At 33.9% G+C, this 14,693-nt stretch carries 13 protein-coding genes and 1 pseudogene; all 14 read right to left on the bottom strand.

The features are described 5' to 3' along the window. Positions 1–97: 97 nt before the first annotated feature. Positions 98–682 (bottom strand): MptD family putative ECF transporter S component, encoded by a 585-nt coding sequence (locus HMPREF0631_RS00515; RefSeq protein ID WP_000791747.1) that lies wholly within the window; start codon positions 680–682, stop codon positions 98–100. 10 nt (positions 683–692) lie between these two features. Further along, positions 693–1,397, bottom strand: coding sequence for an energy-coupling factor transporter transmembrane component T (locus HMPREF0631_RS00510; protein WP_025194627.1), 705 nt, complete (start codon positions 1,395–1,397; stop codon positions 693–695). A gap of 1 nt (position 1,398) precedes the next feature. Beyond that, complete coding sequence (locus HMPREF0631_RS00505; RefSeq protein ID WP_002842626.1) at positions 1,399–2,904, bottom strand: ABC transporter ATP-binding protein; 1,506 nt, start codon at positions 2,902–2,904, stop codon at positions 1,399–1,401. A 2-nt stretch (positions 2,905–2,906) separates the two neighbouring features. Beyond that, entirely contained in the window at positions 2,907–4,616 is a 1,710-nt protein-coding gene (locus HMPREF0631_RS00500; protein ID WP_002842596.1) for an ABC transporter ATP-binding protein, read from the bottom strand. Next, positions 4,609–6,348 (bottom strand): ABC transporter ATP-binding protein, encoded by a 1,740-nt coding sequence (locus tag HMPREF0631_RS00495; protein WP_002842637.1) that lies wholly within the window; start codon positions 6,346–6,348, stop codon positions 4,609–4,611. The genes HMPREF0631_RS00500 and HMPREF0631_RS00495 overlap by 8 nt, the downstream gene beginning before the upstream one ends. 140 nt (positions 6,349–6,488) lie before the next feature. After that, the gene (locus HMPREF0631_RS00490; protein WP_000708365.1) at positions 6,489–7,007 is read right to left on the bottom strand and encodes a ClbS/DfsB family four-helix bundle protein; all 519 of its coding nucleotides are present in this window, start codon (positions 7,005–7,007) and stop codon (positions 6,489–6,491) included. A gap of 50 nt (positions 7,008–7,057) precedes the next feature. Beyond that, positions 7,058–7,630, bottom strand: coding sequence for a TetR/AcrR family transcriptional regulator (locus tag HMPREF0631_RS00485; RefSeq protein ID WP_000079884.1), 573 nt, complete (start codon positions 7,628–7,630; stop codon positions 7,058–7,060). A gap of 75 nt (positions 7,631–7,705) precedes the next feature. Beyond that, a pseudogene (locus tag HMPREF0631_RS00480) lies at positions 7,706–9,545 on the bottom strand (DUF4368 domain-containing protein). 39 nt (positions 9,546–9,584) lie between these two features. Next, entirely contained in the window at positions 9,585–10,628 is a 1,044-nt protein-coding gene (locus tag HMPREF0631_RS00475) for a type IV secretory system conjugative DNA transfer family protein (protein ID WP_002842616.1), read from the bottom strand. Further along, positions 10,625–11,110: a PcfB family protein gene (locus tag HMPREF0631_RS00470; protein ID WP_002842624.1), complete on the bottom strand. Its 486-nt coding sequence runs from the start codon at positions 11,108–11,110 to the stop codon at positions 10,625–10,627. The genes HMPREF0631_RS00475 and HMPREF0631_RS00470 overlap by 4 nt, the downstream gene beginning before the upstream one ends. Further along, the gene (locus tag HMPREF0631_RS00465; RefSeq protein WP_000588833.1) at positions 11,107–11,958 is read right to left on the bottom strand and encodes an ATP-binding protein; all 852 of its coding nucleotides are present in this window, start codon (positions 11,956–11,958) and stop codon (positions 11,107–11,109) included. The genes HMPREF0631_RS00470 and HMPREF0631_RS00465 overlap by 4 nt, the downstream gene beginning before the upstream one ends. Continuing rightward, positions 11,955–12,725 carry a replication initiator protein A gene (locus HMPREF0631_RS00460; protein ID WP_002842625.1) on the bottom strand — a complete coding sequence of 257 codons (771 nt, stop codon included), beginning with the start codon at positions 12,723–12,725 and terminating at the stop codon, positions 11,955–11,957. Before HMPREF0631_RS00460 ends, HMPREF0631_RS00465 begins: the two co-directional genes overlap by 4 nt. A gap of 90 nt (positions 12,726–12,815) precedes the next feature. Next, positions 12,816–13,097 carry a CD1845 family protein gene (locus HMPREF0631_RS00455; protein WP_001267198.1) on the bottom strand — a complete coding sequence of 94 codons (282 nt, stop codon included), beginning with the start codon at positions 13,095–13,097 and terminating at the stop codon, positions 12,816–12,818. Positions 13,098–13,258: 161 nt separating this feature from the next. Next, positions 13,259–14,623: a 23S rRNA (uracil(1939)-C(5))-methyltransferase RlmD gene (rlmD, locus tag HMPREF0631_RS00450; RefSeq protein ID WP_002842631.1), complete on the bottom strand. Its 1,365-nt coding sequence runs from the start codon at positions 14,621–14,623 to the stop codon at positions 13,259–13,261. Between the last annotated feature and the right edge of the window lie 70 nt (positions 14,624–14,693).

The following is a 14,693-nucleotide window of genomic DNA, read 5'->3' as shown; positions in this document are numbered from 1 at the left end:
AATAAAAAAGGATAATTATATCGTTCTGTGAAAACCGAAACTATAAGTTTTGACATAATTATCCCTCCATTATTTTCCCTCCTAAGTAAATTTATTATTAAATCACTCCTGCTTTTTCAAAATGCTTTTTGAGTATCTTTGTTGCAACGAATGCTCCTATGCAAGCAAGAACAAATGTTATCAAGGCAAAGCCTACTGCCCATGAAACTTTGAAATAAGATAATGCTTCATTTATTTGTGCTTCACTCATTTTCCATTTTGATGCTCTTTCCACAAAAGAAGCTGTTCCGAATAAAATCACAGGAATTACTGTCCCTAAAAAATCCGCTAATGCAAATATCCCATATCCAATAATCATTCGTCCCTTGCTCTCATAATTTCCTATAATCAAATCACATATAATTCCACCGATTACAGCAAAGACTGCATGAGGCAAATGTCCTCCTGACAATGCAATTAAACCAAGAAGCGTTCCTGATATTGTAAATACGCCCTTCTTTTTAACTTTCAAAGCCATAAGGATATAAACGGTAGCAGCTACCATAAAGCTAACTCCTGAAGCAATAAATCCTCCAATCACTGTTGTTGCCATAGCAAATGCAACCGCCATGTATATGACAATTCCAATTGCATTAAAGATTCCGATTGTAATAAAATCACGACCATTTAATTTGTTTTTCATAAAAGTCCTCCTAATAAATTTTCTGTATTACTATCACAAGAGCAATCATCAAAGCTCCTAATAGTCCAATCAACAAATCCGTTGTTCTAAACCTCAATTTTGTTAATGTAACCCTGTTCTCATCACTATCAAGTCCTCTAATGAGTGCTGAAGCTGACAGTTCATCTGAAATCTTAATCATTCTCATTAAAAGCGGAACAAGCGTATATTCAATATATTTAATTGGATGTAGCAAGGGAAAAAATCTACTTGTTACGATTCCTCGAATCTTCATATTCTCTTTTAATGCCTTGAGTTCTATTTTTATAGTTGGTACAAACCTAAGCAAAACACTAAAAGGTATACCAATGCTTCTTGGTACTTTCATTCTATTTAATGCTTCAAGCATTTCACTTACACTTGTAGTCTTTGTTATATATCCACCAAACATAGCAATTAAGGTCATCCTTGATGCAAAGTAAATAAACATATATATTGCAAATACGATACTTGCTTCACAAAACTTTCCAAGCCATAACTCTATGCAGTATAAAATCACAAAAAACAAAATAAAGCGTAATGCTCTTTTCCACATACTGCTGTATACATACAGAAAAAAGGCAAAGAGAATCAGTCCGAAAAGTAGAATTGTATCGCTTATAAAAAAGCTCGTAAATCCAACAATTGGAAGTAGAGTAAGTTTTATTCTCGGATCGACTGTTTTTCTATCCATCAAGTTATCTACCTCCTCTCATCTTGTCCAATATGAGAATTTTATTACTTTCACTCATATTCAAAACACTTTCTATTTTTCCATCTCCCATTACCCAGAGCTTACTCACTGTGTTCGCTAAAAACTCAAAATCATGACTTATCACCAAAACTGTTGTTCCATTTTTTAATTGTTCTTCAATTAATTTTGCCACTGAAAGCATTGAGTCTTTATCACAACCTGATGTTGGTTCATCATAGATAAAAACTTTTGCCTGTTTCATCATTCCACAAGCTATTGTGAGTCTTTGTTTTTCTCCTCTTGATAAAGCAAACGGATGCTTATCAATGTATTTATCTAAGCCAAGTACATTCAAAATAGACTTTGCCTTTTGAGTATTTTCTTTTTTATCTTTACTTGAAATACCAAGCAGCATTTCATCAAGTACACTTTCCGAAAACAACTGATAGTCTGAATCTTGAAAGACAAAATATGACATATCCATTAAATCTTTATGATTAAGCGAATTATCTTTCCCCGTCCATATCTTCCCCTCTTTTATCTTCTCAAGTCCTGAAATCACTCTTGCAAAGGTAGTTTTTCCGGTACCATTTAAGCCGATAAGACCAATGGCTATTCCGCACTCCATATTGAAATCAAGATGATTTAAGATGTATTGATTTTGCTTATTTCCAACCTTAGTTGCACTTGGGTAACAAAATTTCAAGCCTTTCCCACTGATACTTTCATCATTTAATTGATATAAATCTTTCTTCTCACTTATCCTGTATTCTTTTAATTCAAGAGTTCTTAGTCCATTATCATCCCAAAACTTCCCTTCAAGATGGATAACTTCTTCCCGACTCAAGTCCTGTGCAATCTCTCCATCTTTAACCAAAAGAAAACGGTCAAATAAAGATTTTACATAGTACAAACGATGTTCAATTAGAACAACAGTTGTTCCCTTTTTCTTTAATTTTTCCAAAATTAAAAATAGGTCAAATGTTGCTTTCATATCCAAATTTGCTGAAGGCTCATCTAAAATTAAAACTTTCGGATTCATTGCATAGATGCTTGCAATAGCTATCTTTTGTTTCTGCCCGCTTGATAATTCAAAAACAGATTTTCCTTTCAGTTCCTCAATATCCAGCTCTGCATATACTTCTTCTACTCTCTGTTTGATTTCATATCTTGATTTGCAGATAGTTTGAAGCCCAAAAGCTATTTCTTCATCTGTCGTTGTCGTGAAAAATTGACTTCTTGGATCTTGAAATACAGTACCTACAATACGCCCTATTTCATGAAGCGATAATTTGCTTATATCTTTTCCGGACGCAAAGGCTTCCCCTTTCATTTTGCCTTTGTAATAATGTGGAATAAGACCATTCATCACACTTCCAAGAGTACTTTTACCACTTCCACTTTTCCCTGAAATTAAAACAAATTCACCTTTTCTAATTTCAAGATTGACATTTTTTAAAGCAGTTCGTCCATCTTCCCATTCATAATAAACATTTTTTAGCAAAATCATGGTTATACCTCATACTGAGCTTTCCATAATTTTGTGTAGTAACCATTTTTTGCAAGAAGTTCACCATGCTTTCCTTTTTCAAGTAAATTTCCTTTTTGAAATATGAGAATTTGGTCAGCTTTTTGAATTGTTTTTAAATGATGAGCCACTACAAGTACAGTTCTATTCTTTGCAAGTTCTGTAATAGCATCCTGTATCAAAGATTCATTTACAGGATCAACATTACTTGTCATTTCATCAAGAATTAAAATCGGTGCATCTTTTAGAAAAGCTCTTGCAATAGATATTCTTTGTCTTTGTCCACCTGATAAAATTCCTCCATTTTCGCCAATATCAGTTTCATAACCTTTTGGTAAACTCATAATGAAATCATGTATTCTTGCTTTCTTTGCAGCTTCAATGATTTCCTCTTTTGTAGCTCCTTTTTTACCTACTCTGATATTTTCTTCAATCGTGTTATCAAACAATTGAACATTCTGCATGACAATGCTAATACGGTCTAAAAGCTCATCATAAGGAATATCCCTTATATCAATTCCTCCGAGTGTAATTTTTCCTTTATGCACATCATAAAATCTTAGAAGTAAGTTGGTTATAGTGGTCTTTCCACTACCTGATTCTCCAACTAAGGCTGTCATTGTTTTTTCAGCAATAGAAAAGCTCAATTTTTCCATTTTAAATTCATCTTTTTCATAGGAAAATCCAATGTTATCAAAAGCTATATCATTATCTTTCGGAACAATTCCATTCACTTTATCCGGGATTACATCTGCATATAAAATTCTTGAAAGTCTTTCGTAACTATCTACCGCCGAAACATAGTTCATATAGTGTTGTTCCATAGAAGCGAACGGCTTATAAAACTCTTTTGAAATTACCGCAAAGATAATAAAATTAAGCACATCGAGATTTCCCTTTATAACAAGTATTGCTCCTGCAATTAAAAGAACTAAATATCCAATATCCAGTAAAAAACCAAATATAGATAACTGTTTTGCCTTGAATCTTGAAGCTGCTTTACTTGTTTCTCCGAACTTTTTCGTTTTGTTCATAAGCTCATTATCTAAGCTCTTATTGTTTGAAAAACTCTTTAGTACAGGTATTCCTCTAACATATTCAACAAATAAGCTAACCATATCAAGAAGTGCTGAGTTGTTCTGATTTTCTATTTTTTCAGATTGCTTAATTGTCAGATATAGAAAGATAAGTGCAATCGGAACAGATACAGCCATAATAATAGCAAGTTTGAAATCAATACTTGCAAGACCAACAAATACGACTGCACCTATCAAAAAATCACCAAACATTCTTGACCACATGTGTCCTACAACAAGGGACATATTATCAACATCTTTGTGTAAAATTGTATTGATCTCGCCCAGTCTTTCGTTGGTATAAAATCCTAAGCTGAATTTTTTTAATTTGATAATCATGCGTTCTCTGATTTGCTGAACAATATCAAAACCTGCACTATGCTTTTTCATATCTGCAACCATATTACAAATACCTTTGAACACTACAAGTAATCCAATCGCAATAAAATATTTATATAGACTTGCTAAGCTCGTTCCATCGAATATTTGGAACAGTATAGAAAATACGATCACAATCATAGCTATGGAGCTTAGTCCATAAAGGGCAAAGAATACACTCGATATAATCAAATCTCTCTTGCCAGTTTTTGTAAGTAGTTTTAACATTTCTCTAAACATTTTCTGTTACCACCTCTTTCAAATTCCATCTATCTACCTTGTTCTGTGCTTCAACCATATCCTTATAAAAATCACATCTTTTCATCAGCTCTTCATGGCTTCCTGCATCAAGAACAACACCCTTATCCATAACAATAATTTGGTCTGAATCTCTAATCGTATTTAGATGATGAGCAATTGTAATGATGGTTTTATCCTTGCTTAAATCGTCAATTGCTTCGCCGATAAGTCTTTCATTTTCACTATCAACAGCCGCCATTGCTTCATCTAATATTAAAATCGGTGCATTTTTCAGTATCATTCTTGCTATAGAGATTCTTTGTTTTTCTCCACCGGATAACTTAACTCCCATTTCACCTACTCGTGTTTCATATCCATTTGGCAATGCTGAAATAAAATCATGGCATCTTGCTTTTTTAGCAGCTTCTATGACTTCTTCTTTTGTTGCATTTAGTTTTCCAATTGCTATATTTTCAAAAATACTTAAGTCAAAAAGGATAACTTCTTGTTGCACACTACCAATCAGCATTGAGATATTTTCTTGACTATATTCTTTTATATCTTTTCCATTTATCAGTATTTGTCCTTCATCTGCATCCCAAAATCCCATAAGCAAATTAGATACCGTACTCTTTCCACAACCGCTTGCTCCTACAAAGGCGTTCAAACTATTTTTCTTAAAATTCAAATTGATATTTTTAAGCTCAAAGCTATCTTTTCCGTATGCAAAATTCACATCTTTAAATTCTATGTTTCCAAATTCTAAACCTTGTTCTGTCTTTTTGTTTGGAAGTGGAACTGTTAATACTTTCCCTATCGCCTTTAACGCTTCCTTAAACACAATAGAAAAATGTTGCAATGTAGCTGTCTTACTTATAGAAGCAGTAAAAGCAGACGATAAAATAATGGCAAGGATAAAATTAGGCGTTGTAATATTTCCATGATAAAGAAATATGCTTCCCAAAATCATGACAATAACCACTCCAATTTCCATAAATATGTCAATGAGTCCCATTGGAATTGTAACCATCCCCATGCTCTTTTTAACCCAGTAAATATATTCTCTTGCCGTTTTTAATGTTCTTTCACTAATTTCCTCTTCTTTAGCAAAAGCCTTAATCACAGAAATATTTTTTACATATTCCATTAGCTCTTCTCTCATTCTGTTTTCATGATTGAAGTAAATCGCAAAGTTTTTATCCATTGTTTTCTGTGAAAGAACTTTTACCAAATACATGAGTGGAACTCCGGCAATCATCCCAAGAGCAAGACGCCAATCCACAAAAATCATAGCTACAAAAATAATGGTAGGCAGAAGTGTAACTGCCATTATTTCAGGAAGACCATGGGCAAGGTATACTTCCACTTGCTCTACATCATGTTGAACAATGTTGGTAAGCTCTCCTGTATTATGTTCTTTAAAGAATCCCAAACTTAGTTTTTTCAGATGACCGATAATATCTAACCTAAGTTCTGTTAATTTTTCGTATGCTTTCTCATGGGCAACCTTTGTTGCAAAATAATAAAACACTCCTTTTAATACAAACGATATAAAGATTCCCAAGAATATATACTTTAAATTACCTTCGTTAATATTGTTTGTGATTAAAGAACTAATCAAATATACAAGTAAGATTTGTGGTATCAAATCAAATACTATTTTTAAAGCAAGAAGTGAATTGGATAAACTATTTTTCCCAATCACTTTTTTCCTTAATTCTTTTTCCGGCATGAACAACTCTCCTTTCAAAATTGAATAATATTGAATTTTAATTCAGTATTAAGGTTTAAAGTAAGACTTTGCTGATTACGCAAAGTCTATTTTATCCGATCACTATATTTTTTTAAATTACTGTATCAGCAAATCAAAAATTATAGCACAATCTTTTTCCATTTTCTAATCTTAGTTCTAAACGTTCCAAAAGGGGCAACCGTATTAACATGAATAAACTTATAAACTTCCCATGTCGCTGTTTTAGTAGCTTCATCAGCCCATTTTCTCATATGCGGTTGAAATAATTCTTCTTCACTTAGTGTATCAATCATTGTATAGATAGATATAATATTTTCTTTCAATCGTTTCTTTAATTCTTCTATCGATAAATGAGCATAAGTATCGGTAAACCACTGATATAATTCTCCAAGTTGATTCCATTTAAACATATCCGACGGTGTCTTTACTTCAAAACCGTTTTTCTCATCTTTTTCCCATTTCAAAACTAATGTTGTCCATCCGAGTTGATAAGCAAGATTTTCTGCTGGTGTTCTGTCAACTTCAGGGACTCTCTTATCTTTGAGAGATTCAGGAATAATATCAAATTCAGAAATATACTTTTCAAAACTTTTATTTATCTCAGATTTCAGTTCTTCTTTATCTTTATATATCTTCAAAATATCTCCTCCAAAAATTTAAATTTATCGCATTTAAATATCAAATCAACTTACAATGATTCCACTCCCTTGTAATAACACTTTGCAATAAGTTTTAGCATATCTTTTGCCCACTTTTCACTTTGATAATGCCTTGCTATTTCAAGAAGTCCCTCTGTAAAGTTACTGGCTAAAATATGGGCAAGCATTGGATCATATTCCTGTTTCGATTGTCTTTTTAAACTTACTTCAATATGAACCTGCATTTGCGATATGAGTTTTTGTTTTGCTTCTGTATGCTTTGTACCTGAGCTTTTATCCATTAAAATAATTAACTTCTTACGATCTTTTAAAAGTTCATGAATATAATTTTCTCCAACTTCATCAAACCTTTCAGAAGCAGAACCTTTTTCCAAAGATTCTTCCTCATTAAAAGCTGACTCGAAGTTTATATAAACAGAACTTACTACTGCATCAAACAAAACTGCCTTATTTTTGAAATAGGTATAAATTAGTGCCACAGGAATATCTGCTTCTTTTGCAATTTCTGTTAATTTGGCACCTCTATAATCCTTTTTATAAAATACTTTTTCTGCTGCTTCGAGTATTCTATTTCTAACTTCTTCTTTTAATACTTGTGCCATAGCACACCTCTTTCTATTCCAATACTGAATCTACATTTAATAATAAATTAAAATTCAATATTTGTCAAGATAGATTTAAATATTTGTTTTTATATACTCACTCACCGGTATCCCCACTCTTTTCAAAACCTTTATTTTCTCCTGTTTCTTCTGTTCTCTTCTTGCCTTATATTTATCTTCATACTCTTTCTGTTTTCCACTCGCTTTACGCTTTAGGTAATTTTGATGTAGCTTGTCTTTTCTTTCTTCGATTTTTCTTTCTTTTTCCTCAAGTTTTTTGTTTTTTTTCTTCGCTTAACTCCGCCTGTGGTAGTTCGTAATTACCTATGAAATTAAAGTAAATTTCTATCTTTTGCTTTGATGTCTGACTTCCTTTTCTATCTCTTTCATGTACGATAATCTTTTCTACAAACTCATTTATCATTGTAGTTGTAAGTTCATCAAAGTTTTCATAACGACTGATAAGAGATATAAATTTTCTTGCTCTGTCTGTTTCTTTTTCATATCTTGATACCTGCTGCTCTAAATCTTTGATCTCTTTGCTTAAAGTTATCTGCTCTGTTTCATATTGATTGTTTAGTATCTCATATCTGCTATTTGGTATTTTGTTAAGGATCATATCTTCGTAAATTCTGCACATAAGTCGTTCGAGTTCCCTAAGTCTGTTTTGGCTTTCCGTTAATCTTACCTTTTTCTTTTCTATCTCTATTTTTTCTTTTTCTTCCATTTCATTTTGAATGGAACAGATAAAGGCTTCATTATCTTCATCAAGGTATTTTTTAATATCTTTTAGTGTGTCTTGTATTAAATTTAAGACTACTTCCGCTTTTATTCTGTGTGCTGATGGACAAAGCATGCCACAAGGTGTTTTAGTATAGGCACTGCAAGTGTAATAGGGTATATTTTTGTAATTGCTTGTTCTATGAACATACATTTTACTTCCACAATCTGCACAATACATCAGTCCTGTGAGTGGGTGATATTCTCCCCAACCGTCAGGATACCTTTTTACATTTCCTCTTATCCTTTGCACATTGTCAAAGGTTTCTTGATCTATAATTGGCTCGTGTGTATTTTCAAAAATAAGCCAGTTATCCTCGGATACATATTTGCTTTTCTTGTCCTTGAAGTGTTTTCTTGTTTTGAAATTGACTGTATGTCCCAAGTATTCCTGTTTCTTTAAAATGCTTGCTATGGTTGAGCTGCACCAACGATAGGGATGTTCAAAGTTTTTGCTTTGATATAGTCCATAGCCTAATTTCTGTTGATGATAGGCTGGTATATCTACTTTTTCACTCTCCAATATCTTTGCTATTCGATACGGACCATTTCCTTGCATGGTCAGGTTAAATATTCGCCTTACTATCTCTGCTGCTTTTTCATCTACTATCCACTTGTTTTTATCTTTTTCATCTTTGATATAGCCATAAGGCGGTGTACTTGCAGTATGTTTCCCACTTTCGCCTTTTGACCTGAAAGTCGATTGGATTTTTCTTGATGTATCTCTTGCATACCATTCGTTCATGATATTTCTAAAAGGGGTAAAATCATCTTCTCTGTAAAAACTATCTACATTGTCATTGATAGCGATTAGTCTTACGCCCTTTTGTCTTAGTATCTCCATACATTGACCGACTTTGAGATAATCTCTGCCAAGTCTGCTCATATCTTTTACAATGATACAACCAATATTTCCTTGATTGACTCCGTTCATCATTGCCATAAATCCCGGTCTGTCAAACTGCGTTCCACTGATTCCATCATCTGTAAAGTGAATGATGTTTGACAAATTATTTTTGCTTGCGTATTCTTCCAATATTTTTTTCTGATTGATGATAGAGTTACTCTCTCCTTGCAGTTCATCATCACGACTTAATCTCTCATAGAGTGCTGTTATCTTTTCAAAATTCCTCATTTTTACCCCCTTTCTCTTAATTTTTCAATAAAAAAAGAATTAAGAAGTACATATTTCACTAAAATAGTGATTAAGTGTTCTCCTTAATTCTATTACTCCAGCAGCAAGTTTGTATTTCTTATATTGCTTTACCGCAAAGTGCGTAGGCTCTTTCTTTTCCAATGCTTCAAATAGTCTATCAATGGGATTCATATATGTTTCATCATCTTCCCTGACTTCTGAAGCATCTATCATATCCAGTAGTGTTGCAAAGTTCTTTTCTTCTCTTGGAGCTTCATAAAAAATATAACCTATCAAAGCCGTATAGTAGAGTTTCTCGGCTTTCACCCAAAAATCCTCACCTGCCTTTTCCCCTTCACCCTTAGTGTTTGCAATGATTGTCTGCACTAATTTGAGGATGTCTTTTTCACTTCTGAGATAGGCAAAGGGATTGTACTTCATACTCTTTTTGAAGTTGATGGTATTTAAGATTTTTATCTCATAGCCATTATCTTCAAGCATCTTGCCACACTCAATGACTATCGTTCCTTTAGGATCTGTAACACAATATGACGAGTGCATTTGCATTAGGTTTGGCTTTACATAAAATCTCGTCTTTCCGGAGCCAGAACCACCAATAACAAGTACATTCTTATTTCTTGCATACTTTGGATTTGCCGGTCTGCCATTCATGGTTAATCGCTCTGTTTGAGTAAGCAAGATATTGTTTTGGAACTTTTCATCCACATACGGCTCTATATCTTTTCTCGTTCCCCATCGGGCTGATCCATACTCTTTCCCCTGTCTGAACTTTTTAGCATTTTTCCCTTTGGTATAGACAATAAATTTAATTATAGCTGCCACTCCTACGCCCATTAAAATATCAGCCACATGAATACTTGGAATAAAGCTCATGGTATTAAGCTCTAATATTCCTTGAAAGATTTTGTCTATCACATCGCCGCCTGTATAGGCTCTTACATGATGAGAAAAGATATTGCCAACATAGAAAAATGCAAGATAGGGAATATTCTGCTTTAGAAACTTTGCCTTATCTTGCACTTTGAATAAGCCTTTGATGTCTTTTAGTATCTTATCTATCATAGGCTCTGCTCCTTTTGTTTATTCTTGACTTTATCTTTAGAAACAGTGTTCTTTGCCATCTCCTTGAACTTCTCAATATTTTTGTGAATGGACTCTTTCCTTTCCGTTTTCTTTTCTGATTCCAAAAGAGCGTGCTTAAAGGCTTTATCCATTACTTTCATGTCTTTTGCCTGAAAGAATACGGAGTATTTACCGCTTTCTTTATCTTTCATCACCGAAAACTTTACCCCATACCGATTAAGTTCCTTTTTAAGTTCTTTAAGCTCTGCTTCTTCTACCGGAATTTCTTCAAGCTGTCCCTTTTTTACCATATCTTTTAGCTTTACTTCATTTCCGTTAGCATTAACCAGCTTTTCAAGTCCTCCGAGTTTCTCAGCCTCTTTCATCAATTTCTTGAGTAAAGTCAAAAGAAGTTTTGCTGTTACTTTTCCGGCTTTCACTTCCATATTCAGCGTTTTTCTTGCGATTTCTTCATTGATCAAGTTCTCTCACCTCCCGTCAGTAATCTTTCTTTATTCCTCTTTAATTTTTCTTCCTGAATAACTTTCCTGTAATCTTCACCAAGTACCATCACAGGAATACACATCTCTATAATTCTTGAGTAAATTCTTTGGTATTCCACACTCTCCGTACAGTTTTCAATTTGGCTGTATGAAAGATTTGTGGTAAAGATTGTTGGCTTGTGCTTTAGGTATCTGTTATTCACAATGTTATATACCTGCTCTTTTGCATAGCTTGTATCTCTTTCAATTCCTAAATCATCTAAGATGAGAACGGAAGTGTTTACAAGGGATTCTATATATGCGTTTTTATCAAGGTCAAATCCGCCTTTTTGCAGTTCGTTGATTATCTGTGAAAAGTTTCTAATCTTAACGCTTATCTGATACTGTTCAATCAGTGCATTGGCAATAGAGCAGGCAAGATAGGTCTTTCCGCTACCCACCGAACCATAAAACAAGAGTCCGATGTTTTCTTTTTTCATCAATTCGTAATCTTTTACAAAATTCTTTGCGATGATAAGACTCTGATTTTCTTTTCCCTGATAGTTTTCAAATGTATATGCCCATTGAATCATGGATGTGAAGCAGATACTTTTTAATCTCTCGATTTCAAGCTGCTTTTGTCTTTCTTTTTCTTTTGCTTCTCTATCTCTATCGCATTTACAAGCTGTCTTAAATATCATCTGCTTTCCGAAAAAGTCTAATGCTTTTCCATCTTTTCTTTCATGGCACACTTTACAGTAGGCGTGTCCGTCTTTGATGTATTCTTTTTCAGGATTGAAGCTGTATTCCACATCTTCTATCATCACTTTCTCTAATTCTTTAATCATAAATGTACTCCCTTGTTATATTCCTCCCATGTAGGGATATTGGTTTTTTTCTTACTTCCCTGATCTTTATAAAACCAAGAAAGAATTGTTGCTTTATGGTCTTTATATGTCTTTCCAGTACTTTGAAGATAGGTTGATAATCTCTCAATGTAGTTATCAAGCTCTCCTGCCATTTTTATTTGTAATTCTCCTATGTCTTCGTCCTTTAAAAAGACATTTTGAAATGTTCCAAGTCCGCTTTTCCCAAAACTATATTCTCTCTTACTATACTTACTCTTATTATTCTCTATATAGTTAGAGTCAACATTTTGAACTTCCTGAAGTTCATTTTCTTTACTTCTGAGGTTAAAATCTCTTACTTCTGAAGTTAAGTTTTTTGACTTCTGAAAGTCATTTTCTTTTACCGCTATTATGCTCATAAAGTCTTTGACATAAATGACATTCGGCTTACCAAGTCCAAGCCTTACTCTTTCAATCAGTCCTATTCCTTTTTTGCTGTCTAACTCGTCCAATGTTTTTATGGCAGTAGGCTTTGAGATATTTCTTCTTCTCATAATTTCTTCAACAGTAAAATAGATAAATACTCTGCCTTCCTTGTCCACCCAGTTATTCTTAAAGGACATTCCTGTGCGTTTCAAAAGCATGGAGTATAGGATAATGGCTTCAGCAGACAGTCCCTTAAATTCTTCTCCGTCTACTAATATTTCAGGCACTTTCAGAAAGTTAAATCGCTCTGCTTCTCTGTTATAGAAATAGTCAAAGTCCATGCAAGATCACCTCCCTCCTTAAAAATTTGCAAAGAAAAAGACGATAGTTTTTTCATCTATCGCCTTTGGTAACCATTTTTATGAAATTTTTTAGATTGATTTTATTGCCTCATTGATACCTTGTAAAAAAGCTATAACAGTTGCACCAACCATCGGTATTCCGTATGGACTAACTAAGAATCCAATAATCAATGCTTCTATTCCGATGGTAACTTCTTTTTGCAGAAAAGATGCAATTGCTCCAAATATACAAAACATCATCAGCAAATATAGTAGGGCTGTTCCGATACCAAGTAGAAATGTCAGAAATGCTGTGAGGATACTTAACACCAAGCTAATTGGGAATAAGATTATTTTTATTATCCATCTCATAATTTCTTATTCCTCACTTTCAAAAACATTCTTTGTATCTCCACACACCATATCAATGCAAACATTCAGATCCATATAATTTTTTAAGACTTTTTTTCGTCCTCCCTCTCCGTCTTCTACAAATACATAATGTTTGTAAAACTGCTTAAAATGCAGGATTTTCACGATTTCACTCTTTGTATCAACGCTATGCACTCCACATGAACTGAGTGAGCAAATAAGTCAACAGGCTGCACCTTCTCGCACCTGTACCCCCTGTCCTCCAGATACCTCAAGTCCCTAGCCAGCGTACTAGGATTACAACTCACATACACAACCCTCTCAGGCTCCATCTCAACAATAGTATCAAGAACCTTCTCATCACAGCCCTTTCTTGGAGGGTCGACCACTACAACATTGGCCCTCTTACCCTGCTTGTAGATCTCAGGCACCACTTCCTCAGCCTTACCAACAAAGAACTCCAGATTGTCCATACCATTAAGCTTTGCATTTATCATAGCATCCTTGATAGCATCCTCAACTATCTCGACCCCATATACAAACTCAGCCTTTTGGGCCAAGAAAAGAGAAATAGATCCAATGCCACAGTAGACATCAAATACCCTGTCACCCTCTTTTAAGTCTGCAAATTCAAGAGCCTTATTATACAGGACCTCCGTCTGAACTGGGTTTACTTGGAAAAATGACAGCGGAGAAATCTCGAACTTCAAATCACCAATATTATCTACTATCTTACCATCACCAAACTTGTTGATATTCTTCCTACCAAGTATCACATTAGTCCTGTCCTTATTTATATTCACCACCAAACTAGTAAATCCTTCAATACTTTCCTTTAATTTTCCAACTAGTTTATCTATATTTTTAAACCTATCCTCAGTAGCAACTAGGACAACCATAACCTGACCACTTGTAAATCCGCACTTAGTAACAATATGCCTTAAGACACCACTATGAGACTTTTCATCATAGATACTGATATTTTCCTCAGCAATATAGTCTCTTATTATTTCAATAATTTCATCATTCTTTACATCTTGAATTACACACTTATCCACATCTATAATGTCGTGACTCTTCTTTTTATAGAAACCAATCTTGACCTTGCCATTCTCCAACCTAACAGGGAACTGGGCCTTGTTACGATACCTAAAAGGATTCTCCATACCTATAGCATCTAGAACTTCAACGTCTTCAAGACCACCAATCCTTCTTAGGTCCTCTCTTACAATATTAGTCTTTAACTCCAGCTGCTTTTTATAATCCAACTCCTGAATCTGGCAACCACCACACTGGCTATACTTAGGATTACAGACCCTCTCAACCCTATGAGGAGATTTTTCCTTAACCTTGGATATCACACCCTCAGCATACTTTTTCTTGGACTTTGTGATCTTAACATCCACAGTTTCCCCAAGTAATGCACCATCCACAAATACAGTAAATCCATCATGCTTTCCTATGCCGACACCATTCTGCCCCATATCTACTATATTACATTCATATTTTTTTCCCTTTTCTAACACACTTCCACCATCCTATTATAATAATCTATTTAACACAAAATCTAATTTCCAATTTTTTATCACCCTATAT

Origin of the sequence: Peptostreptococcus anaerobius 653-L (assembly GCF_000178095.1) — a bacterium.
Lineage (GTDB): Bacteria > Bacillota > Clostridia > Peptostreptococcales > Peptostreptococcaceae > Peptostreptococcus > Peptostreptococcus anaerobius.
This window is presented reverse-complemented; position numbering and strand designations above follow the sequence as displayed.